General features: G+C 60.9%; 20 protein-coding genes. 10 read left to right on the top strand and 10 right to left on the bottom strand.

The window, feature by feature from the left end; genetic code table 11:
• Positions 1-120 precede the first annotated feature (120 nt).
• On the top strand, positions 121-1,974 hold the full coding sequence (locus EDC28_RS04360) for an ABC transporter ATP-binding protein (protein ID WP_123420791.1): 1,854 nt from the start codon (positions 121-123) through the stop codon (positions 1,972-1,974).
• A 38-nt stretch (positions 1,975-2,012) separates the two neighbouring features.
• Here the strand turns inward: EDC28_RS04360 and EDC28_RS04355 are convergent, their stop codons facing one another.
• The 3 genes from EDC28_RS04355 to EDC28_RS04345 all read right to left on the bottom strand — a co-directional run bounded on the left by EDC28_RS04355 (position 2,013) and on the right by EDC28_RS04345 (position 3,676).
• Entirely contained in the window at positions 2,013-2,537 is a 525-nt protein-coding gene (locus EDC28_RS04355) for a DUF2780 domain-containing protein (RefSeq protein WP_050658744.1), read from the bottom strand.
• A 123-nt stretch (positions 2,538-2,660) separates the two neighbouring features.
• On the bottom strand, positions 2,661-3,131 hold the full coding sequence (gene bcp, locus EDC28_RS04350; protein ID WP_050658777.1) for a thioredoxin-dependent thiol peroxidase: 471 nt from the start codon (positions 3,129-3,131) through the stop codon (positions 2,661-2,663).
• An 8-nt stretch (positions 3,132-3,139) separates the two neighbouring features.
• Complete coding sequence (locus EDC28_RS04345) at positions 3,140-3,676, bottom strand: glycine cleavage system transcriptional repressor (protein WP_050658743.1); 537 nt, start codon at positions 3,674-3,676, stop codon at positions 3,140-3,142.
• Positions 3,677-3,766: 90 nt separating this feature from the next.
• On the opposite strand from EDC28_RS04345, the gene dapA reads away from it, so the two are divergent.
• The 6 genes from dapA (at position 3,767) to EDC28_RS20095 (ending at position 7,716) form a co-directional block, all read left to right on the top strand.
• The gene (gene dapA, locus EDC28_RS04340; protein WP_123420789.1) at positions 3,767-4,645 is read left to right on the top strand and encodes a 4-hydroxy-tetrahydrodipicolinate synthase; all 879 of its coding nucleotides are present in this window, start codon (positions 3,767-3,769) and stop codon (positions 4,643-4,645) included.
• 9 nt (positions 4,646-4,654) lie between these two features.
• On the top strand, positions 4,655-5,740 hold the full coding sequence (gene bamC / locus EDC28_RS04335) for an outer membrane protein assembly factor BamC (protein WP_050658741.1): 1,086 nt from the start codon (positions 4,655-4,657) through the stop codon (positions 5,738-5,740).
• Positions 5,741-5,844: 104 nt separating this feature from the next.
• Positions 5,845-6,558: a phosphoribosylaminoimidazolesuccinocarboxamide synthase gene (gene purC / locus EDC28_RS04330; protein ID WP_050658740.1), complete on the top strand. Its 714-nt coding sequence runs from the start codon at positions 5,845-5,847 to the stop codon at positions 6,556-6,558.
• Between the two features lie 114 nt (positions 6,559-6,672).
• On the top strand, positions 6,673-7,053 hold the full coding sequence (locus tag EDC28_RS04325) for a SpoIIAA family protein (protein ID WP_050658739.1): 381 nt from the start codon (positions 6,673-6,675) through the stop codon (positions 7,051-7,053).
• A gap of 63 nt (positions 7,054-7,116) precedes the next feature.
• Positions 7,117-7,470 (top strand): hypothetical protein, encoded by a 354-nt coding sequence (locus EDC28_RS04320; RefSeq protein WP_123420788.1) that lies wholly within the window; start codon positions 7,117-7,119, stop codon positions 7,468-7,470.
• Between the two features lie 72 nt (positions 7,471-7,542).
• Positions 7,543-7,716: a hypothetical protein gene (locus EDC28_RS20095; RefSeq protein WP_170164027.1), complete on the top strand. Its 174-nt coding sequence runs from the start codon at positions 7,543-7,545 to the stop codon at positions 7,714-7,716.
• Between the two features lie 4 nt (positions 7,717-7,720).
• Here EDC28_RS20095 and EDC28_RS04315 read toward each other — a convergent pair whose 3' ends face one another.
• Entirely contained in the window at positions 7,721-8,698 is a 978-nt protein-coding gene (locus tag EDC28_RS04315) for a bile acid:sodium symporter family protein (RefSeq protein ID WP_123420787.1), read from the bottom strand.
• 93 nt (positions 8,699-8,791) lie between these two features.
• Here EDC28_RS04315 and EDC28_RS04310 point away from each other — a divergent pair, with 93 nt between their 5' ends.
• Positions 8,792-9,715 (top strand): LysR family transcriptional regulator, encoded by a 924-nt coding sequence (locus EDC28_RS04310; protein WP_123420786.1) that lies wholly within the window; start codon positions 8,792-8,794, stop codon positions 9,713-9,715.
• A gap of 3 nt (positions 9,716-9,718) precedes the next feature.
• Here the strand turns inward: EDC28_RS04310 and EDC28_RS04305 are convergent, their stop codons facing one another.
• Positions 9,719-12,982: a S41 family peptidase gene (locus tag EDC28_RS04305; RefSeq protein ID WP_123420785.1), complete on the bottom strand. Its 3,264-nt coding sequence runs from the start codon at positions 12,980-12,982 to the stop codon at positions 9,719-9,721.
• 164 nt (positions 12,983-13,146) lie between these two features.
• On the opposite strand from EDC28_RS04305, the gene EDC28_RS04300 reads away from it, so the two are divergent.
• Both EDC28_RS04300 and EDC28_RS04295 read left to right on the top strand, forming a co-directional pair.
• Positions 13,147-13,632, top strand: coding sequence for a GNAT family N-acetyltransferase (locus EDC28_RS04300; RefSeq protein ID WP_123420784.1), 486 nt, complete (start codon positions 13,147-13,149; stop codon positions 13,630-13,632).
• Positions 13,633-13,680: 48 nt separating this feature from the next.
• Positions 13,681-14,154 (top strand): hypothetical protein, encoded by a 474-nt coding sequence (locus tag EDC28_RS04295; protein WP_123420783.1) that lies wholly within the window; start codon positions 13,681-13,683, stop codon positions 14,152-14,154.
• On the opposite strand, the gene EDC28_RS04290 is transcribed toward EDC28_RS04295, so the two are convergent.
• The 5 genes from EDC28_RS04290 to EDC28_RS04275 are packed head-to-tail and all read right to left on the bottom strand — an operon-like array spanning position 14,079 to position 21,298.
• Positions 14,079-16,328 carry a glycosyltransferase gene (locus EDC28_RS04290; RefSeq protein WP_123420782.1) on the bottom strand — a complete coding sequence of 750 codons (2,250 nt, stop codon included), beginning with the start codon at positions 16,326-16,328 and terminating at the stop codon, positions 14,079-14,081. The genes EDC28_RS04295 and EDC28_RS04290 overlap by 76 nt on opposite strands.
• Entirely contained in the window at positions 16,321-17,571 is a 1,251-nt protein-coding gene (locus EDC28_RS04285) for a hypothetical protein (protein ID WP_123420781.1), read from the bottom strand. Before EDC28_RS04285 ends, EDC28_RS04290 begins: the two co-directional genes overlap by 8 nt.
• On the bottom strand, positions 17,561-18,166 hold the full coding sequence (locus EDC28_RS04280) for a phage tail protein (RefSeq protein WP_244946536.1): 606 nt from the start codon (positions 18,164-18,166) through the stop codon (positions 17,561-17,563). The genes EDC28_RS04285 and EDC28_RS04280 overlap by 11 nt, the downstream gene beginning before the upstream one ends.
• The gene (locus tag EDC28_RS19950; RefSeq protein ID WP_148049799.1) at positions 18,159-20,636 is read right to left on the bottom strand and encodes a hypothetical protein; all 2,478 of its coding nucleotides are present in this window, start codon (positions 20,634-20,636) and stop codon (positions 18,159-18,161) included. Before EDC28_RS19950 ends, EDC28_RS04280 begins: the two co-directional genes overlap by 8 nt.
• A gap of 44 nt (positions 20,637-20,680) precedes the next feature.
• Entirely contained in the window at positions 20,681-21,298 is a 618-nt protein-coding gene (locus EDC28_RS04275) for a hypothetical protein (protein ID WP_050658728.1), read from the bottom strand.
• Positions 21,299-21,320 lie beyond the last annotated feature (22 nt).

Below are 21,320 nucleotides of genomic sequence, written 5' to 3'. Positions count from 1 at the left end.
CCGGGACAGATGCACTGCCATTAGGCCATTTTACTCATAAGTGCATTTCACCGGCAGCCATCGCCCCAGGCACCTTGAGGGTGTATCCTTGCGCCACTTTTGTAAGAGGTTCGAGATTTTATGTTCGGCTGGTTTGAGCGACGACTGGATCCTTTGCCCAAGGACGAGCCCACCATTCCGCCCCGCACCCTGGTGGCGTTTTGTCTGCATTACACCAAGGGCGCCTGGCCCTACCTGGGCCTGGCGGCGCTGATGATGGCGCTGGTGGCGGTCACCGAAGTGTGGCTGTTTGGCTTTATGGGCAACATTGTTGACTGGTTGTCCGGCCTTAACCGCGAGACCTTCCTAAAAGACGAAGGCCTCAAACTGACCCTGATGGCGCTGGTGGTGCTGGTAGCGTTGCCGGCTTTTGTCGGCCTGCATTCGCTGGTGAACTTCCAAACCCTGATTGGCAACTTCCCGATGCGCATCCGCTGGATGGTGCACCGCTATCTTCTGAAGCAGTCTCTGGCCTTTTATCAAGACGAGTTCGCCGGCCGGGTTGCCACCAAGATGATGCAAACGGCGCTGGCGGTGCGCGAATGCGTGATGAAGCTTCTGGACGTGCTCAATTACGTGGCGGTGTATTTTCTCGGCACCCTGGTGATTGTCGGTAGCGCCGACTGGCGGCTGGTGCTGCCGCTGGCCATGTGGCTGCTTTGTTACCTGGGGATGCTGCGCTATTTCGTGCCCAAGCTCTCCAAGGTGTCGGCGGTGCAGGCCGATGCCCGCTCCTTGATGACCGGGCGCATTGTCGACAGCTACACCAATATCCAGACCGTGAAACTCTTCTCCCACGGCAAGCGCGAGGCCGACTACGCCGAAGAAGGCATGCGCGGCTTTATGGGCACCGTTTACGCCCAGATGCGGCTGGTAACCAAGCTCAACATCGCGCTTTATATCCTCAACGCGCTGCTGCTGTTCTCGGTGGCGGCTCTGGCGCTGTGGCTGTGGCTGCATCAGGCGGTGTCCATCGGTGCGGTGGCGGTGGCCCTTGGCCTGGTGCTGCGGCTGTGGGGCATGTCCCAGTGGATCATGTGGGAAGTGTCGGCGCTTTTTGAAAACATCGGCACGGTGCAAGACGGCATCGGCTCGATTTCGGTGCCAAGGCTGGTGGAAGATAAACCCGACGCCGAGCCGCTGGCAGTAAGCCAGGGTGGCATTCGCTTTGAGGACATCCGTTTTCATTACGGCAAGGAAAGCGGCGTTATCGAGCAGCTCAATCTCGACATCAAGCCTGGCGAAAAGGTGGGACTGATTGGCCGCTCCGGCGCTGGCAAGTCAACGCTGGTGAACCTGCTGCTGCGCTTTTACGACCTTGAAGGCGGGCGCATCCTCATCGACGGCCAGGACATCAGCGCCGTGACCCAAGACAGCCTGCGCGCGCAAATCGGTATGGTCACCCAGGACACCTCCTTGCTGCACCGCTCGGTGCGGGACAACATCCTTTACGGGCGCCCCGACGCCAGCGACGAGATGATGCACCAGGCCGCCAAGCGCGCCGAGGCCGAAGCCTTTATCGGCGGCCTGACCGACGCCGCCGGGCGCACCGGCTTTGAGGCCCATGTAGGGGAGCGGGGGGTGAAGCTCTCCGGTGGCCAGCGCCAGCGTATTGCCATCGCTAGGGTGATGCTCAAGGACGCGCCCATTCTTATTCTGGACGAGGCCACCTCGGCCCTGGACTCGGAAGTGGAAGCGGCTATCCAGGAAAACCTCTACCGGCTGATGGCGAATAAAACCGTGATTGCCATCGCCCATCGCCTGTCTACCATCGCCGCTATGGATAAATTAGTGGTGATGGACAGAGGCCAGATAGTGGAAGTGGGCAGCCATGAACAGCTCCTGGCCCAAGGCGGCATTTATGCCCAGCTCTGGCAGCGCCAGTCCGGCGGCTTTTTGGATGCCGGCGACGATGGTGGTGAAAAGCGGGCTTAATCACGAAAAAAGAAGGGGGCTGGCAGCCCCCTTCTTATTTAACCCCCCAGCAGCGCCGTTTTCAGGCTCTGCATCAGGGCGGTGCCGCCTTTTGACTGCACGTAATCGAGGATGGTGGGCAGGAACTGGCGCACCATGCCCGAGTCCATGCCGAGGGATTCAAAGGCGCCGTTGAGATCTTCCAGGCCATAGTTGTCCCCCAGCATGGAGGTGGCCTTGCCCAGCAGGCTGGAGGTGCCGCCATCTTGCTGGTCGGAATCCACAGCAGCGGCATCGGGGGCAGCTTTAAGGAGATCGCCCATGTTGGGGATGATGTCGCTGAGCTTGCCAAAGTCGGCACTGCTCATTTTGTCTTTGGCCATGGCCATGATGGCGCCGGTACCACCTTCGGCCTGACCTTGGGTGACCCCAAGAGACGACACCAGGGTGCTGATAAGGTCGCCCTGCTGCTGGGTTTGGCTGGTGCTGCTTTTCAAGAGGCCGCCCAACTTGCTACCAAAATCGGCAGCGTGGGCGGGTAGGGTAGAGGCGGCCAACAGGGCCACGGCGGCGAGCACTTTCATCTTTCCTCCAAAGGGCTAACAAGGTGCCCTTGTTGTTGTCGCTCCATGGTGATGAATATCGCCTTAATGCGCTGTCATACCAAGGGTTTGGGTGTAAAAAAAGGTGCCTAAGGCACCTTTTTGTCAGCCGTGCTGTGCCAGCCAGTCCAGCACCACCTGGTGGTGGTCACTGGTTTTGAACTTATCAAAACGGTGGCGCACGGTGCCGTCTGGGCCAATCAAAAAGCTCAGGCGGTGGATACCGTCAAACTCGCGGCCCATGAATTTTTTCAGCCCCCACACCCCAAAGGCCTCGGCCACCTGGTGGTCTTCGTCGGCCAGCAGTGGGAAGTTAAGAGACTGCTTTTGCTCAAAGTTTTTAAGGCGCTTGACCGGATCCGGGCTGATGCCCAGCACCGCGACGCCCTTGGCCTTGAGCTCGCCCAAGGTGTCGCGAAGGCCACACGCCTGCACGGTGCAGCCGGGGGTACTGGCCTTGGGGTAGAAGTACACCAGCAGCTGCTGGCCGGCAAAGTCGCCAAGGCTAACGGTGTTGCCGTCTTGGTCGGCAAGGGAAAAGGCCGGGGCTTTGTCGCCGGCGTTAAGGGGATTAATGGACATCATCACTCCTTATGACGAATTTCGGTCAGGGGGGTCAGATGGGACAGTTGGATATCGAGGCTGGCCGCCTGTGCCAGGGGAGCAAGGCTCGCTTCAAACTCCCCCAGATCGGCCCCATCGGGCAGGTTGATACGCACCGCCATGTGCAATTGTTCACCCTCGGTGCTGGCTGAGAGCGCCGAGATGTCCAACTGCTTTTCGGCCAGGAACTGGGTGACCTGGGAAATGACCCCAGGGCGGTCGGGGGTGACAGCGGCCAGTTCCAGGCGATGGGCGTAGCTGGCAGCCTGGTGTTGGCCGGTGCGTTTCATCATGGTCAGCAGGTTGTGGTCACGGGCCATCACCGGCAGTTGGCTTTCCAGGCGGGCTACCGCATTCCAGTCTCCGCTGATCAGCATAATCAGGGTAAACTCGTTGCCCAGAATGGCCATGCGGCTATCGACGATGTTGCAGTTGCACTGACTGGCCATCTTGACCAGTTCATTGACGATACCGGGCCTGTCTTCACCGACGGCGGTCACCACCAAAAATTGGCTCATTCACTGTCCTTTCAAAGCGTTAACAGCTGGCTTGTGTTGCGTAATCGGCAAAAGTACCATACCAAGCCAATGATAAAACAGGAGCATATCATGTTCAGCGGTAGCATCGTCGCTCTGGTCACCCCGATGACCGTTGATGGCGCAGTAGATTTTGACGCCCTCAAGGCATTGGTACAGTGGCACATTGAGCAGGGTACCCAAGGCATTTGCGCCGTGGGCACCACGGGAGAATCGGCGACGCTGGAAACCGACGAACATATTGCCGTAGTGAAAACCGTCTGTGACCTGGCCCAAGGCCGGCTCAAGGTCATTGCCGGTAACGGCGGCAGTGCCACCCACAAAGTCGTAGCGCTGACCAAAGCGCTGGACGCATTGCCCATCGACGGCTTTCTTACCGCTACCCCGGCTTACAACAAGCCCACTCAGCAAGGCCTGATTGCCCATTTCAAGGCCGTGGCCGCTGCCACCGACAAGCCGATAGTGCTGTATAACGTGCCGGGGCGTACTGCCGTTGATATGAAACCGCAAACTGTTGCGGTTTTGAGTGAACTTCCCAACATTGTGGCCATCAAAGAGGCCACCGGTGACCTGGCAAGGCTGGCCGACCTGCAAGCACAGGTGGCCCCCGGTTTTGCCCTGTTGTCCGGTGATGACGCCACCTGCCGCGCCTTCATGCTGGCTGGCGGCCACGGCATCATCAGCGTGACCGCCAACGTGGCACCCAAGGCCATGCGCCAGATGTGTGACAAGGCGCTGGCCGGTGACGGCCAAGGTGCCCTTGCCATCGACAGCCTGGTGCAGGGGTTGCACCGGTCACTGTTTGTAGAAGCAAACCCAACACCTGCCAAGTGGGCCCTTAAACGCCTGGGTCTACTGGCAACCGACACATTGCGTTTGCCGCTTGTCCCGCTGACTGAAGCGGGCCAGGCGAGCGTTGAGGCCGACCTCAAAAACGCCGGCCTTATTTGAGGTATCTGGATGATCATAAGAAAAACAACCCTGGCGCTGGCCGTTATTGCCTTGGCAGGCTGTAGCTCCACCAGTGAGCGCCGTGCCCCGGATGGCGGCTTTGCTTATACCAAGGTGGCCGACCAGCCGCCGCTGACCATTCCTGCTGGGCTGCACGCTCCCAAGGGCGATGGCAAATACGCCATTCCCCCGGCGGCCGATAAAGGGCCGGTGGGCAAGGCCATGGATATCCGCGCGCCGCGCCTGGTACTGACCGTGGTTGACGGCTCCCGTATCGCTGAAAACGAAGCCGGCTCCAAGGTGGAAATCGACGCCCGCGAAGGCGAAGACAACGTGGTCAGCGTCATCAATGAGCGCCTGGACGAGTGGCTCAAGACCCGCAATATCCCGGTGGCCAGCAAAACCGGCAATACCATCGAAACCGACTGGTTTGTGCCCAACGACATGGAAGGCATGATCAAAAATGCCGACGATTTCCCGGTCAAACGCCGCTTTGAAATTCGTGTCGATGCTCCCCAGCATGCCCGCACTGCCGAGGTGTATGTCACCAGCAAAGGCGCCGAGCGGGTTGCCGGTGACGACGACAACGCCACCATCGGCAGCGGCGAGCGCGCTTCGGTTGCGGTCCTGAACGACTGGCTGGGCTTCTACGCCAGCCGCGACACCGCCCACGCCAAGGAAATGGCCCTGGCCAAGTTCCGGCCCATTGCCGTTACCTTGGGTAAAAACAACAGCGACCTTACCGACTTGCAACTGGGCGCCGATTTCGAGCGCGCCTGGAGCCGGGTACCCATGGTGCTTGAGCACATGGGCTTTGAGATCAAAGACATCGATAAGAGCCTCGGGACTTACTTCGTCAGCTACAAAGGTGACCCGGACAGCTCTTTCTGGAGCGGCATCTTCGGCGGCGATGACAAGGAGCTGTCCATCAAGCACGGCAAGTATCAGATACAGCTGGGCGAAATGGGCGACAACACCTCCATGACCATCACCAATGATGACGGCCAGCCGATCCCCGACGACAAGTACGCCGAGATCTACAAGCCCTTCTCCGAGCTGATGCGCGATAGCGATCTCAAAGAGATGAAGAATTAGCGCTGACAAGCCCGATTCAGGCGATTACAATACGCAGGCCGCGAAGAGCGGCCTTCTTTTTTCGCCCTAGCGCAAACGTTTTCAGCAATCGGAGTCCCCTTAGGATGGAAAAACGCCAAGAGCTTTACCGTGGCAAAGCCAAATCTGTTTACACCACAGACAATCCTGACTACCTGGTCCTGCATTTTCGCAACGACACCTCCGCGTTTGACGGTGAGCGGGTAGAGCAGCTGGCGCGCAAGGGCATGGTGAACAACAAGTTCAACCATTTCATCATGGAAAAGCTGGAAGCGGCCGGCGTCCCCACCCAGATGGAAAAACTGCTGGGCGATGACGAAGTGCTGGTTAAAAAACTGGCCATGATCCCGGTGGAATGCGTCATTCGTAACTACGCCGCCGGCTCGCTGGTGCGCCGCCTGGGCGTGGAAGAGGGCAAGAAGCTCGATCCCCAGACCTTTGAGCTGTTCCTCAAAAACGACGCCCTGCACGACCCCATGGTCAACGACAGCCTGTGCGTCGCCTTTGGCTGGGCCACCGAAGCCCAACTGGCTCAAATGAAGGCCCTGACCTATCAGGTCAACGAGGTGCTGTCCAAGCTGTTTGATGACGCCGGCATGCTGCTGGTGGACTTCAAACTGGAGTTCGGCCTGTTCAAGGGCGAGATTGTGCTGGGTGACGAGTTCAGCCCTGACGGCTGCCGGATCTGGGACAAGGAAACCAAGAAGAAGCTCGACAAAGACCGTTTCCGCCAAGGCCTTGGCGGCGTGGTGGAAGCCTACGAAGAAGTGGCTGGCCGCCTCGGCGTCAAGCTTGACTAATTCGCCCTGATTTTTAACATAAACCCCGGCTTTGGCTGGGGTTTTTGTTTTCTGGCGCCCCGGCTTTTCTTGGGCCAGACTGGCTATGCTGAGGTCCCGGAAAAGGAGTACAACATGGGCAGCACAAGACACGGCATGTCTATCGGCCTGGAGCGCCAGGGCAGCGAATGCTATCTGGTATTAAAAGCCATCGGCACCCTGACCCACGACGACTACCTCATTCTCACCCCCATGCTCGAAGGCGCCCTGGAGGGCATTCGCCAACCCCACATCAAAGCCCTGGTGGATGTCACCGAACTCAAAGGCTGGGAGCTGCACGCCGCCTGGGACGACTGGCAGCTGGGGCTTAAACACGGCCGCGAGTTCGACAAGATTGCGCTTTTAGGCAACAAGGTCTGGCAGCGCCTGGCCGCCAAGGTGGGCGACTGGTTTGTCAGTGGCCAGGTGCAGTATTTCGAGGATGAAGCCCAGGCGCTGGCCTGGCTGGCCGAGTAGGCCTTTTATGTCAATGGCCGCTGGGGTCTAATAGGCCCTCTTTGGATACTGCCGAGAACCTTTATGAAGCGCATTGGCTGGATGGGCGGCTCCATCGCCGTGGCCGTGGTGGCGGCTTATTACCTGGTGCTGTACGTATCGCCCAGCATCGACATTCAAAACCAGGCTGGCGAGGACATTGCCTCGGCCATCGTCACCTTGCCAAGTAGCCGCCTTGATTTCGGCGACATCAAAGCCGGCGATAAAAACGGCATCTTCTATAGCCTCCAGCAAGACCCTGGGCACTACCAGTATCAATTGACTCTGGCTGGCGGCAAGGTCGTCAAAGGCCAGTGCGGCACCGTCAGTGACGGGGAATTTGGTAAGCGGGTGCACCTGGTGCTAAACCCCGACCTAACCGTCCAGTGCCGCTTTTAAGCAAAGCCAGTACCGGCACTTTATGGTAAGGTGCCGCCGTTTTAAAACAGAGATAAGCGACAGAGATAAGCCATGCAGGTGTTCAAGTATTTCCTGGTGTTGTTGATGCTGATGGTGCTGGCGGTGATGACCGTTGGCGTGCTCAAAGTCTTTGGCTTGCCGGCCTTTGTGGGCTGGATAGTGTTTGGGGCCGTGCTGGTTATCGCCCTTAGGGTGCTGTGGCAAAAGCGCCGCCAGCACCCCTGAAGGCTCAGGCGCTGATTGGCACCAGGGCCTTTTCGCGATAGCGCCGGGCAAGGTAGGCGCAAACCATGATTTGCACCTGGTGAAACAGCATTAGCGGCAGGATAAGCAGCCCCACGCTTGCTGCCGGAAACAGGATGTTAGCCATGGGGATGCCGTTGGCCAGGCTCTTTTTGGAGCCGCAGAATACCAGGGTGATTTCGTCGGCCCGGTTAAAACCAAGGCGCCTTGCCACCTGGGTATTGACCACCAGCACCACCGCCAAAAGCCCCAGGCACAGCACCAGAATTTCCAGTAAGGCCACCACCCCCACCTTATGCCAAAGCCCCTGCAATACCGCCTCGCTAAAGGCCGAGTAGACCACCAGCAAAATGGATGACTGATCGGTCTTGCCTATCCACTTGCGGTGCTTTTCAATCCAAGACGCGGTCCAGGGCCGGCTTAAATGCCCCAGCACAAAAGGCAGCAGCAACTGCTCCATCACTTTCAGCACCTGCTCAACATGCCCGGCGTCTGCCGAGCCTTGCACCTTCATCAAGGTACCGGCCAGCAGTGGCGAGATGAAAATCCCTATCAGGCTCGACGCCGAGGCGCTGCACACTGCCGCCGCCACGTTGCCCCCGGCGATGGAGGTAAAGGCGATGGCCGACTGCACCGTGGCCGGCAGAATGCACAGATACACAAAGCCGCTGTAGAGGGTGTCAGGAAGTGGCAGCGGCGCCCAGGCGCGAAGGGCAAGGCCCAGCACAGGGAAGAGCGCAAAGGTACTTAGCATCACCACCAAGTGCAGCCGCCACTGGCTGGAGCCCTCTACGATGGCCTGGCGTGACAGCTTGGCGCCGTGCATGAAAAACAGCAGGGCAATGGCCGCTTGGGTGATATAACCCACGGCCACGGCGTACTCGCCCTTGGCTGGCAGTAGCGAGGCCAGCAGCACGGTGGTGAGCAGGCAAAGGGTAAAGGCGTCGGGTAAAAAGCGTTTCATGGCGGCGCTCTTGAGTCGATATAGGCGGCCAGTTTGCGCTCATGGCGTTAAATGATTAAATTGAATTATTTTCTGTATATATGAATTTATTTAATGAACTACAGCCTGCGTCAACTTCGCACCTTTGTGGCCGTTGCCCGCCTTGGCAGTTTTAGCCGGGCCGGGGAGCGTATCGGCCTTAGCCAGTCGGCGGTGAGCCACAGTATCCGCGGCTTAGAACAGGAAATGGGCCTTAAACTGCTGGATAGAACCACCCGCGAGGTGGTGCTCACCGAGGCCGGCACCCGCCTGGCGGCCCAGCTTGAAAAACTGCTGGACGACCTGCACGCCACCTTGCTGGACGCCCGCACCTTTGGCCGCAGCATCAGCGGCACGGTGCGCATTGCGTCGAGCCAGACCATCTCTGCCAACCTGATGCCACAGTGCCTGGCAAGCGCTGCCAAAGACTTGCCCGATATCGCCATCAAGCTCAGCGACCGGCCCCAGCAGTGGGTGCTGTCAGGGGTGCGTAACGCCGAGGTGGATTTCGGTATCGTTATCGATCCGCTGCAAAGCCCGGATTTAGAGTGTCAGCCCATTTTAACCGAGCCCTTCCTGGCCCTTTGCCACCCCCAAGACCCCCTGGCAGCAGCCAGCACGGTTTCCTGGCAGGCGCTGGCCGAGCGGCCTTTGGTACTGCAAGACTACGCGTCGGGTAGCAGGCTGCTTATCGACAAGGTATTTGAGGAGCTGGGGCTGAGCCCGGTGGTGGCCCAGGAGATTGGCCACCCGGTCACCCTTTATCCCATGGTGGCAGCGGGTATTGGCACCGGCATCTTGCCGGCCCTGGCGCTGCCGGTACCAGAAGGTTGCCAGGTGGTGGTTAAACCCTTGGCGCCGAAAGTGGACAGAACCCTGATGCTGGTGCGCCGAAAAAACCGCTCGCTGTCGCCAGCGGCGGCCCTTATCTGGCAATTGGTAAAAGAAAGGGCCAGCGAGCTGGCCCTTTCTCGGCGCGGCGATCCGCTTTTTAACTGAGCCTTATTGGCCCAGTTGGTCGGGGATGGGCGGCGCGGTTTTAAAGCGCACCGGTTTGAAGGTTTTCAGCTCGTCCAATACTTCGCTAATGGCCCGGTCCAGCTGGGCGTCCTGACCCTGGTTAACGGCCTTTGGCAGCAGCTTGACCTCGATGTCCGGCACAATACCGACGTTTTCGGCCAGCCATTTGCCGTTGGCATCAAAGATGCGGATAAAGGGCACGGTCAGCGTGCCGCCATCCACCAGCGGCGGGTTGTGGGCGATACCAATCAGCCCACCCCAGGTGCGGGTGCCAATCAGCTTGCCAATACCCAGGTGGCGAAAGGCGTAGGGCAGGAAGTCGCCGCCGGAGCCGGCGTCTTGGTCAATCAGCATCACCTTGGGGCCGTCCAGGGCGCCAGCAGGGGAGCCCCACACCTTGCCGTCCCGGTCACGAAAACCGGCCAGGTAGCGGCGCGACAATACGTCGGTAATGTAGTTGGCTATCTGGCCACCGCCATTGGAGCGCTCGTCGATTACCACCCCTTCTTTATCCAACTGGGCAAAGAACATGCGGTTAAAGAAGGTAAAGCCGGCTTCGGCGGTATTGGGCAGGTACACGTAGCCCACCTTGCCGCCGCTTACTTTATCCACGTAGCGGCGGTTGGCGTCTATCCAGTCCCAAAGCCGCAGCTCCCGCTCACTGGCGGTGGGCACCACGGTTTGCTGCCAGCTGTCTTTGCCGTCGCTGCGGCGCGACAGGGTCAGGCTTACCTGCTGGCCGGCGGTGTTCTCAAAGGGCGCAAAGAAGTTGTCGGTGGCGGCCAGCGGCTGGCCGTTAACCGCCAAAATGTAATCCCCTTGATGGGCTTTCACCCCGGGCACCGCCAGGGGCGCTTCAAGGTAGGGGTTCCACTTGCCGCCGCTGTAAATTTTTTGAATGCGGTAGTGGCCGTTTTCAAGGGCGATATCGGCGCCCAGCAAGCCCACTTTGACCGGCGCTGAAGCCGGGCTGTCGCCGCCGTAGGCGCGGTTATGGCCCACTTGCAGCTCGCCTATCATGTTGACGATAAGGGCGGTGAGGTCGCTGCGGGTACCGACGCTGTCCACCAGCGGCCGGTAGCGCTTGAACACCCCTTGCCAGTCAAGGCCGTGCATGTTGGCGGCGTAGAAGTAGTCCTTTTCCATGCGCCAGGCGTCGGTGAAGATCTGCAGCCATTCCTTGGCCGGGTCGATGCGCAGCTTGAGGTTGGCTAAATCCAGCGCCTTGGGCTCGGGTTTGTCGCTGGCTTTGGCGGTGGAGAGCGCGTTGTGGGGGCCGGTTATCAGCATCAATTTGCCGTCACGGCTGAGGCTAAAGGAGGCCACCTTGTCGGCCACCTGGCTGGCCTCTTTTTTCTCCACATCAAAGCGCATGATGCGGCTTGGGGCGTCGCTGGCGTCTGGGTCAACGCTGGCGCCAGGCTGGGGGCTGTCTAAATAAAAGAGCGCGCCATCGTCTGCCACGGCAAGCTCAGAATAGGCCCGCTCAGGCACCGGCAATGCCACCAGGCGATCGCTGATGCCGTCCAGGTCGATTTTCACCGCCGGCTTTTTATCGCCCTTGTCGCTGTCTTTTTCCTTGCTGGCGGCTTTTTCCTCATCGGATTTGGGCAGCAGCGGCGAGCTGCCGTCCTTTTGCAGCACCAGGGCGTACAAGGCGGCGCGATAGGGGCGCTCCTGGGTCGACATGTCGATACCGGCCGCGCTGGTACCGCTGTTGGTGGACGCCATGAAGTACAGGTATTTGCCGTCTGGCGAGAAAGTGGGGCTGGCGGCATCGCTCATGCCACGGGTCAGTGGGGTGCTTTTGCCGCTGGCAAAGCTGTACAGGTACAACAGGCGGTTAAAGCTCGGACCCACCTGGGAATAGGCCAGCCAGGCGCCATCCGGTGACAGCGCTTCGCTGTCGCCACCGTTTAAAAAAGTGGTGCGAATGGGGTCGGTGGCAATGGTGGCTACTTTGCCCGAGCCAAGGTCAATCACCTTCAAATGCAGGTGGCTGTCGCGAAAGAGGATTTTGCGGTCCTGGTCGGCAAAACCCACCAGGTGAAAGTAATGGGTGGCGGTGTCAGACAAAGCCCAGCTTTTACTGTTGCCGCCTTGCTGATCGGTCACCACCAACTGGTACTGGCCGGATTGGTCGGACAAAAAGGCCAGCTTGTCGCCCTTGGCCGACCAAACGCCGGTCATCTCCCGCGCCCCGTCGGTATTGGAGATATTGCGAATGGCGCCATGTTCAAGAGGCACGGTAAAAATCTCGCCCCTGGCGGTAACCACCACCCGCTTGCCGGTGGGAGAGAGCGCGGCGGTCTCGATATTGCCCTGCACCGATTTCCAGGCCGGCTGGCGCTCGGGCAGATCGGGGCGCAGCTCAAGGCTTAAGGTTTGGTCCTTGCCGGTGGTGATATCCCAAAGATGCAGCTGGCCGCCGGCGTCATAAATAATACGCTTGCCGTCGCTGTTTGCGCTTTGGATATCCCAAGGCTGCTGGCTTACCACCGGCCAGACGCCCCGCGCCGCGTTGTAGCCATAAAGGCCGACGCTTTGGCCGCGGTCAGACAAAAAATACAGGTCGCTTCCGGCCCACATGGGCTGAAAATCGCTGGCATGGGGGTGGGGCACTTCGGTGAAATCGCCGCTTTTGGTGTCCATTATCCAGATGGGCGGGGTGTCGCCACCGCGGTGCTGGCGCCAGCCGCTTGAGCCGCGGTTGGCCATGATAATGGGCCGGTAGGCGAGCTTGGCGCCGTCGGGTGAGAGCGCCGCGTCTTCGGCCCGGGCCTGCATCCATTTGACCGGGGTGCCGCCGCTTTTGGCGATGCTAAACAGCTGGTTGGCCCTGTTGTTGCCGATATCCCGGTCGCTGGTAAAGAGCACCTTGCTGCCGTCTGGCGTCCAGCCTTCTACATAGTCGCGGCCAGGGTGGTAGGTCAGCCGGGTGGGCAAGCCGCCGCTACTTGGCATCAGGTAAACATCGGTATTGCCGTTATGGGTGGCGCTAAAGGCCAGGGTTTTGCCGTCGGGTGAAAATTGCGGGCGGCTATTGGCATCATTGCCGGTGGTCAGCTGCCTTGGCTGGCTGCCGTCGCTGGCAGCAACCCAGATATTGCCGGCGTAAACGAAGGCAATGCGGTTACCGGCAATATCCGGCTCTTTTAATAGCCGGGTGTCAGCCAGGGCCGGCATGGCCAGTAGGCCGGCCAACAGGCCCAGCCAGGGCTGGCGGCGCGATAAGGTGATTGGCATCGGTACTCCCTGTTTTTTGGTTGTAAAAACAGCAGTCTAGACCTGCCTTTGTGTGCGGGCGTTACAAATTTGTACACCGATGTTTCCAGGGGATGGCGGTTGGGCCCTTGAGTCCCTTGCCAGGCTGTGCTGAGCTAACGGCCCTTTTTTTTAGAGAAATTGTTATGTCCGTTGAGATAATCGAAGCCGACTACCGCAATAGCCGCCATGGCGCTGACCTGGTGTTTTTGCTCAATGCCTACGCCAAAGATCCCATGGGTGGCGGCGAAGCTATCGCCGAAGAGGTGCTGGCCGCCTTGCCAGCGATGCTTGCGGCGCGCACCGATGCCATGACCTTGCTGGCCTACGTGGACGGCCAGCCGGCGGCGCTTTTAAATGCCTTTGAGGGCTTTTCCACCTTCAAGGGCAAACCCCTTCTTAATGTGCATGACATGGCGGTGCTGCCGGCCTATCGCGGCCGGGGCCTTAGCCAGGCGCTGATGGCGGCGCTGGAGGAGCGGGCCCGCGCCCGTGGCTGCTGCAAGCTGACCCTTGAGGTACTGGAAGGCAACCAGGTGGCCCGCCAGGCCTATATCAAGGCCGGGTTTGCCGGTTACGAGTTGGACCCGCAAATGGGTAAGGCGCTGTTCTGGCAGAAAAATTTGGATTAATGCGCAAAAGGCGGTATCAAGGAAGAATGATGAAAACAAGGACAGCGGATGCGCATTTTATCCTTGGTGCTGGCGCTTTTAGTCAGCCAGGCGGAGGCCGGCCCCGGCAGTAAGCCGGTAAAGATTGGGCCTGTCAGCCTGCAAGTGCCGGTTGAATGGCAGCGCCACGGCCTGCATTTTGTGGACGCCAAGGGCCACGCCGTGGCCCGCATTGGCCTTCGCTACCCCAAGGGCGAGCTTAACGGGCCCAGTTTTGTGTCTACTTACCAAAACGGCCTGTACGGCGAGCCGCCGGCCAATCACTTTATCAAATCCGGCGAGCTGAGCCGCGCCGGCCAGCCGCTGTACTGGGTGTGCCGCGAGGTGGTGGACCCTGCCTCCGGCGGCCTTCGCTTTGAGCGCACCTTTCAGGTGCCCCAGGGCGCCTCGGTGCAGGAGCTGAGCTTTTATTCGCCCCATTCGTGCGACGACAACTTCCCTGCCATCTCCGCTGTCGCCTTGTCGGCGGCTCCCGCTTCCTGAGCCCCCATCAGCGCCCAAAGCTGGCGGCGCTGCGCCTCGGAGCATGGGTGCCAGCGAGCGCCATCGGTTGCCTTGGGGCTGGTGTTGGCGCCATGGACGGTGGCGATATAGCCAAGCTCATAATCGCTTAACGCCAGTTTGCAGCCCGGTTCCCAGACAAAGGCATTGTCCTCGCCGATCTGCCGGTCGCTAAAGGGGTGGGCCAGCCAATAGCGGCGCCAGTAACACAAGGTGCCCCCCGCCGCCCAAGGCGGCTCGCCGTCATAGCGGTATTGCCAACAGCGGCCAGTGGCGGGCTCGGCAAAAAAAAGCGCCGCCAGGCCGCACAGATCGGCGCCACTTTTTTCTAACAGCGCCACCTGGCGGCTCAGCCAATCCGGCGCCCGCCAATCGTCGTCATCCCAATGGGCAATGATATGCCCCGAGGCCAGCTCGCAGCAGCGGTTACGCTTGGCGCCAAGGCTCAGCCCCGGCGCTATCCGGTGATAGCGAATGGCCGGGTGGGGTGGCACCAGATGGCGGAGGTCGTCATGGCCATCGTCAACGATCACCAGCTCCTTGTGGGGGTAGTCCTGGGCCAAAAAGGCGTTGATGGCCTCTTTGGCAAAGCCCGGCCTGTTGGCGGTGGGCATGATGCAAGAGAGCAGCGGCCTTTGCTTCATTGCTTTGTAAAAGGCCTTGTCGGCGGCAAAACGCCGGGGCAGGGGGCGAAGGGACCAAGCCTTGGCATCAAGGTAACCGGGGGCAAAGCGCCAGCTGTTAAGGCCGTGACGCAGGTAGAGAAAATCCTCACCGGCACCGATGGCTAAAAGCTCGGCGCCGCGCTGCTCAAGGTGCTTTAAAAACCGCGCGTCTTCGCCAAGGGAGGCGGGGGGATAACCCGGCGCCTGCTGCCAAAGGCTGCGCCGATAGGCCAGGGTACCGCCGGCCACGGCGCCATGAAAAAGCTGGCGATAAAGGCAAGGCGTGACTTGCCAGCATTGGCTGGCGTCCACATCAAAAAAGCCGGTTTGGGTCAGCGCTGTCACATCGGCAAGGTCCAGGCGCAGCGGCCACAGCTGGCGGCTTAGGCGGCGCGAGCTGTACCAGTCATCGTCGTCCCACTGCACGATAAAATCGCCCCTGGCATGTTGGTTACCAAGCTGGCGCTTGGCGCCGATGCTGGTGTCATCCTTGCTTGCCACCAGCCGTACCGACGGGTGGCAGGCAAGGGCGCCCAGATCCGCGGGTTGGTCAAAGACAATCACCAGCTCCTTGTTGGGATGATCCTGGGCCAGAAAATAGCGCACCGATTGCGCCAGCCACGCTGGCCGGCCCTTGGTGGGCATCACGCAAGATACCAGCGGCGCCGCCATGGCCTTGGCGGGCAAAAAAGCAGGCGCTGAGGCGTTAAGGGTTGCTCCCGGCAGGGGCTGGTGGGCAAAGTGCGGGCAGTTATCCCCCAGGCAATGGGCGCAGCTAAGGCGCTCCTCCTCCATATTCCACTGGCCGCAAAAGCGCTTTTGGTAACGGAGCTTCCCGGCCAAAAGGGCGGCGTCGGTATCGCTACTGGCCGCCCTTATGGCCAGCGCCTCTTTTACCCACAGCCCTTGCCAACCGAGGCGCGCGGCGCGGATGTTGGTGTCCATCTCCCAACCCGGCGCGGCGCCGTAGCCTTCGTCCACGCCGCCAAGGTGAGTCAGCACCTCGGCTTTTATCAGCAGGCAAAAGCCCCCCAGGCTGTAAAGGGGCTTGAGGTATTGGCTGGCCTGGCCTTCCCCGGCCAGGCTGTGGGCCTGCTCGGCAAGACCAAGGCGCTCGTCCAGCAGTTGCGCCTGCTCGTTCCAGCCACGGTTGCTGCTGGGCCCGGCAAGGCCATTGGCAGGGGCTGCCAGAAGCGCTGCCAATAGCGCGTCAATGCAGCCCGGCGCCACCAGGGTGCCGGCCTCGATAAACCCGTACACCCTGGCCGGCATGGCCGCTTTCATGGCGTTGATAAAAGCGCCCTGGCCCAACACCTCAAGGCTGGAAAGGCGCGGCAATGTCTCCCAAGTGCTTGGTAGCGGCGGCTGGGGGCCATCTAGCAGCAAGAGCGGCGTAAAGCCGTGGTCGGTGCCCGCCCAAAGGGCTCTTAAGCTTGCAGCCAGGGCCGCGCCCTGGCCCCGGCAATAAATACCGACAACCAGCTCAGACAAAGCCGCTCTCCTTCCAGGCGGTGATGGGCGCCGGGGCGTCGCCGCGAAGCGTGCTGCAAAAGACCATGGCGATGCCGCTGAATTTAAAGTGCGGCAAATCTAGGTTGCAGTTGATGGCCAAGTCCTGAAGGCCGTTGCAAGACTGCAGGCGCAACTTAAGTACCACCGGCTGGCCCTGGCTGTCGCGGATACAAAGGTTGAGGGGCAATCGATAGGGGCGCTCTGCCAGGTTAACCCCGGGCAGCGCCGCCTGGCACTGGGCACAGAGGAACTGGCCGTCCTGGTCGTAAAAGAGCGTTAAATCGAGCTTGGCCTGCTCCGATACTTGCCAGTTAAAGGTCTGCACCTGGCCCGGCGCTGGGGCGGCCGGGGGCAGCGGCTGGGGCGTAAAAGCCCGCAGTTTACCGGCCCCTTTGGGGTAAAGGCTGCTGACCGGCAGCGATGCCAGCGGCGAGCCGAGTTCTATGGGGGCGTCGCTCACCGGCTCCGGCGCTTGGCCCGAGAGGGCGCTGGCGGCGCCGTTTTCAAGGCGCCAAAGGCCGCTGCCAAAACCGGCGCCGTCGCAGTGGCAAACCAGGCCCCCCTCCAACACCGCCAGGGGCTGGGGGCGAAAATCCAGGCCGCAGGAGAGCGCCAGTTGCAGCTGCACCCCAGGTTGCCCTGGCAGGGCCGCTGGCAGCGGGGCGCGGCGTTTGCCGCCGTCATCGGCAAGCTCCAGCCCCCATTGGATCTCAGCCAGGTTAAAGGTGGCGCCGGTGGCCGGGTTCAAACCTTCACCGGCGCGTTTGGCCAGCAAATAACCTTGGCCAAGCCGCTGGCTGGCGCTGAGGTCCCTGCCGCCTTGCCAGGCGGTGAGGTATTGGGCGATTTGCTCTTGCCCTAGCGCCACCGCCGCGCCCAATTGCACCAGGCACAGGGTCATCGGCGCGGCACTCTCGCTTTTGGCCTGCAAACTGATGACCAAAGCCCAGTGCTGCCAACAAGGGGCGGCCAGCAACTGCTGCACGCTATGAAGGGCGTAGGCGGCGTCGGCCAGGCTGTAGCAGCCGAGGAACTGCTGGGGCGTCACCAAGACCTTAAGGCTCTCATCGGGCGGTGAGCCGGTGTTGGCGGCCGCTTGGTTTAAGGCCCGGCTCAGCAGGGCCAGGCGAGCATCGATATTCTGGCGCGCCTCGCCAAGGGCGGCAGGCGCTGCGCTGGTGTCCAGGTTGTAGGTAATGAACTGCACCTTGTCATAGGCCATGGTGAACTCCTTGTCGTGGTTGGCCACCAGCCCCGGCGCTGGTGAATTTAATGAGGTAGTAAACGCTGACGTTGCAGGGCCGGGTTTCAAAATCCGATTGCTGGGCGAGCTCGCCGCAGCTGGCGCTTTTGAGGGCATCGGTGCATTGGTTTGGCAGCAGGGAGGCAACCGCGGTGCCGCCTACCGGGCCGGCACTCGTTTCACCCTCGGGCTTGGTGTAGCTGTGGTTGTGGTTGATCACCGCATCGCCCTGGCGCGAGCCTACTTCGCTGGCGGCGCCGTCTCCCGGCGCTTGGCGGCGGGAGAGATCGGGGTCGTTGCCGCTGCCGCCATCCACCCCGCGCAAGAAAACCCCCCGGTAGTCGGGCAGAGCAAATTGGGCGCCGCTGCCCCCGTAGTGGTAGCCGAGCATGGCAAAAAGTTCGGGGTAGGCCTGGCAGGCCAGTTGCCGGCCATCGCACAGCAGCCAGCCCCAGGGCTCGGTGCTGGCAAGGCCATGGCGGGGCAGGGCGCTGTCGCGGCCCATGGGGCCGGCAAAGGCGATCACTGCTCCGACGGGGATGCCGGCGGCCATAACCGGCCAGGGGCTAATCATGGCGCACCTGCCAGGGCAGGGCGGTGCTGGTGTCCAGTACCTGCTGGTGAGTGGGCACCAACTCGGTCCAGGGTTCACCCACCAGGTGCTGCGCCGCATTGGCAGGCAAGGCTTGCAACTGGTGCACCAAGGGGGCGTTGGCAAGATGCACCGGGCACAGGCTGTTATCGAGGGGCCAGGGAGCGCCGCTTTGCAGGTAATAAAGCAGTGCCTTTTCCCGGTCGGGGCGTACCGGCAGCAGCAACCTTGCGCTGGCTGCCTGCAAAAAGGCGCTAAAAAGAGGGTCAGCCTGGCTGTCAAGGCAGGGAAGCTCGGTGTCGTCTTCGCTGAAAAAGCGGTAACTCATCTCCTGCCACTCAATGGCATCGTCAAAAAACTGCTCTAGCCTTGGCCGGCTCAGCCAGGCGGGGCCATCTTGCTGTTGGCGGGCCAGCAGCAGTTGCTTGGCGCCGGCTTTAAGGTAGTGGCGCTCCACTTGGCGCAGGCTTTCTCTTGGCTGGGCGTCCATGGCTGGGGTTTGCTGGCGGTAGTAACGCTCGGCCTGGCGCTGGTAGGCCGCCAGCAACCGCTGGTAGCAATCTTGCTGCCACTGCTCAAGCAAGGTGGCGTTCGGCTCGCAGCTGACCTTCACCGCCGCTAAAAAGTCGGTGCCTGTTGCCTCGGCGCAGAGCGCCAGGCTTTGCTCTTCGCCAAAAAGGGCGGTGCCCCTTAGCTGCTGCTGGCCACTTAGCTGCTGGTCTCCGGCCAGCAGCCGCCCCTCGCCGCCCAGGGTATTAAGGGCGACAGCACTGACCTGATAGCCAGGGGGTATGGCAAGGGCCCGCTGCTCACCAGCCCTAAGGCCCAGGCTTTGCACCCGGCTAGCAGGGCAGGGAGCGATATCCAGCGCCTGATAACGCACCGCCAGGATGCGGGCAAGTTGGCTATCAAGCCCGCTCCAATCGTTGATGCCAAAGCTTGCCAAGGGCTGGGGTTCGGCCAGCTCCTGGCCGCACAGGCGGCGCTGCTGGCGGATGTAGACCGCTGCCGGCTTTGGCAGCAGGCACTCGAACATCAACCGATTGCCGTAATGCACCACAAAGGCCTCGAAGCGGCGGTTTAACCAGCGATACACGCCGATGCGCGGCTCGTTTGAGGCGCTGTTGTCAAAGCGGCTCTTAGCCAGTTGCTGCTGGTGGCTGAGCTGCCGCTGGCCACTTTGCTGCTGTTGGCCATTGGCCAGCAGGCTCTGGCTTTTATCCAGAAGGTGGCGGGCCAGTTGGGTTCGGTCTTTGCTGGCGGGGTTGTCGCCGGCCTGGGTTTTGTGGCTGACGATGCCGCTCAGGGTGGCCTCGGTGGGCGGGCCGTAATGGGTGCTGAGATTCTGGTAATCGTCGGTGCAGAGCTTTTCCATCACGGTGCGCTGCTGGTGCAGCTGGCTGTTGAGCCAGTCTTCATCGGCGCTGTTTTGGGTTTCGCTGTGGCTTTGCTGCTGACTGTGTGCAAAGCGCAGCTGGCTGTCGCCCTGGCTTTGCGCCAGGTGCTGGCGCTCCCCTGGCATCAGGCTTTGCACCCGGGCGATGTCGCCAAGCTCGTAGCCAATCAGGCGCTGGCGCAGCATCTGTAGCTCGCCAATGGCGTAGGGCGCCAGCTGCCCTGGGGCTTCGGGGGGCGAAGCTGTCTGTTGTGGCAAGGGGAAAAGGGCCGCTGGCAGCAATATCGGCGCCTGGGAGCGGCCTTCCGTTAGCTCAAGGGTCAATGGCGCCAGGGTTTGGGTTGAAAAGCCGGGCACTAACAGCAGCGCCAGGTAGCGCTCCCAGGCCAGTTGCAACGGGGCTGTGGGGGGGCTGGCGCTTTGGTCTGTTTGCAAATAGCGCTCAGCCAGGCGAGTCATGGCGGTGCGCTGGCCCTGGCTTTTGCACCTTGCCAGTTCGCCGATAAAAGGGCTTTGGCTGATAAACCCGCTTGGCATAACGATAAAATCTTTGGCCAAGGCGGCGCTATCCAGGGCCGGCCAGTGGCGAAGGTACATATAGGGAAAGAGGTTTTGGCCCGGCGGCAGCGCCTCGGCTGACGCGTCTTCTGGCCCTTGATAGGATTTATCCGGTAGATAAGGCGGCAAAGGCGGCTCGACCGGTTCAACCGGCTCTGACACTTCGCCAAGAAAGCATTCCAGCAGCGCCCCTTCAAAACGCCTGGGGTGCAGGCGGGTTGGCGCATTGGTGGAGTAGATATCGGCCCAAACGCAGCCCTTGCCGAGGTTGCCGGACAGGGCCTTGAACCAGAGGGTGCCTTTGAGTTCGATGTCGGGTTTGAGCTGGCAGTGCACCGGGCAAGGCAGGCCATTTAGCGGCAGGTAGAAAGCCGGGCTTTCATGGCCGCTGCGGGCGCTAGTGGCATACACACTGAGGTTGGTCGCGCCTTGCTCCCAATCGATACGCAGCATCAACTGGCCGTCGGCGCTGGTCCAGATGCCAAGGGTGCGGGTCATGCTGCTCTCCTTGAAAAAGGAGGGCCGCTTTCGCGGCCGCTCCGTCAGGCCATGACCACGTTTTCAAGGCTGAAAACAAAGGGGGTGGAGTTGGCGCCTGGACCGCCGCCAGTCACCACCAGATCGGCGCTGGCAATGCCCAGCAAGGAGATCTCGGTGTTGATGTCGGAGATGATGGCCGAGTTCATTACTTCCCCTTCGACGATCTGCGATGCCGCGCCGATCCAGATGGTGGGTTTGAACTGGAACACCGCTTTTTGGCCAGGGGCGACACCGGTTTTGGTGGCCAGCAAGCGCCCGGCTTTCATGATGTTGCAGTTGATGGCGCCTTTGGTGAGGTCGTTGCGCAGCTGCACTTCCTTGCTGGAGGTGCCTGGGCCGGTGAACTGCAGGCGGTGGCCGGAGGTGGTTTGCTGCACGCTGTACATCTGGCCGTTCTCGGCGACGATCTCCGGCATGTAGTTACCGTCGCTGTCGCTGGCGCCCACGCTCATGGTCATGGGGAAGGCGAAGGGGTGGTAATCGCCCTGGCCGCAGTTCTTAATGACCTTCCAGGCCACGTTCAGCTCATCAAAATCGCTGGACACGTTCTTCTGGAAGACAACGAACTCGGAATTGTTGGCGTCATTGCTGTGGTTAACGAAACGCAGTTTGATATCCATGTCTTGCTCCTTGCGGTGAATG

The organism is Gallaecimonas pentaromativorans, from assembly GCF_003751625.1.
In the GTDB taxonomy this organism is placed as follows: Bacteria; Pseudomonadota; Gammaproteobacteria; order Enterobacterales; family Gallaecimonadaceae; genus Gallaecimonas; species Gallaecimonas pentaromativorans.
The sequence above is the reverse complement of the archived record's forward strand: the minus strand, read 5'-3'. Positions and strand labels throughout refer to the sequence as shown.

What these genes read in the sequence shown, in the direction of transcription:
- EDC28_RS20095 (WP_170164027.1), top strand. Translation starts at nt 7,543, where the DNA reads ATGCAGGTGTTCAAGTATTTCCTGGTGTTGTTGATGCTGATGGTGCTG.
- EDC28_RS04310 (WP_123420786.1), top strand. Translation starts at nt 8,792, where the DNA reads ATGAACTACAGCCTGCGTCAACTTCGCACCTTTGTGGCCGTTGCCCGC.
- EDC28_RS04295 (WP_123420783.1), top strand. Translation starts at nt 13,681, where the DNA reads ATGCGCATTTTATCCTTGGTGCTGGCGCTTTTAGTCAGCCAGGCGGAG.
- EDC28_RS04305 (WP_123420785.1), bottom strand. Translation starts at nt 12,982, where the DNA reads ATGCCAATCACCTTATCGCGCCGCCAGCCCTGGCTGGGCCTGTTGGCC.
- EDC28_RS04325 (WP_050658739.1), top strand. Translation starts at nt 6,673, where the DNA reads ATGGGCAGCACAAGACACGGCATGTCTATCGGCCTGGAGCGCCAGGGC.
- EDC28_RS04275 (WP_050658728.1), bottom strand. Translation starts at nt 21,298, where the DNA reads ATGGATATCAAACTGCGTTTCGTTAACCACAGCAATGACGCCAACAAT.
- EDC28_RS04315 (WP_123420787.1), bottom strand. Translation starts at nt 8,698, where the DNA reads ATGAAACGCTTTTTACCCGACGCCTTTACCCTTTGCCTGCTCACCACC.
- EDC28_RS04300 (WP_123420784.1), top strand. Translation starts at nt 13,147, where the DNA reads ATGTCCGTTGAGATAATCGAAGCCGACTACCGCAATAGCCGCCATGGC.
- EDC28_RS19950 (WP_148049799.1), bottom strand. Translation starts at nt 20,636, where the DNA reads ATGACCCGCACCCTTGGCATCTGGACCAGCGCCGACGGCCAGTTGATG.
- EDC28_RS04280 (WP_244946536.1), bottom strand. Translation starts at nt 18,166, where the DNA reads ATGATTAGCCCCTGGCCGGTTATGGCCGCCGGCATCCCCGTCGGAGCA.
- EDC28_RS04285 (WP_123420781.1), bottom strand. Translation starts at nt 17,571, where the DNA reads ATGGCCTATGACAAGGTGCAGTTCATTACCTACAACCTGGACACCAGC.
- EDC28_RS04320 (WP_123420788.1), top strand. Translation starts at nt 7,117, where the DNA reads ATGAAGCGCATTGGCTGGATGGGCGGCTCCATCGCCGTGGCCGTGGTG.
- EDC28_RS04360 (WP_123420791.1), top strand. Translation starts at nt 121, where the DNA reads ATGTTCGGCTGGTTTGAGCGACGACTGGATCCTTTGCCCAAGGACGAG.
- dapA (WP_123420789.1), top strand. Translation starts at nt 3,767, where the DNA reads ATGTTCAGCGGTAGCATCGTCGCTCTGGTCACCCCGATGACCGTTGAT.
- purC (WP_050658740.1), top strand. Translation starts at nt 5,845, where the DNA reads ATGGAAAAACGCCAAGAGCTTTACCGTGGCAAAGCCAAATCTGTTTAC.
- EDC28_RS04355 (WP_050658744.1), bottom strand. Translation starts at nt 2,537, where the DNA reads ATGAAAGTGCTCGCCGCCGTGGCCCTGTTGGCCGCCTCTACCCTACCC.
- bamC (WP_050658741.1), top strand. Translation starts at nt 4,655, where the DNA reads ATGATCATAAGAAAAACAACCCTGGCGCTGGCCGTTATTGCCTTGGCA.
- EDC28_RS04345 (WP_050658743.1), bottom strand. Translation starts at nt 3,676, where the DNA reads ATGAGCCAATTTTTGGTGGTGACCGCCGTCGGTGAAGACAGGCCCGGT.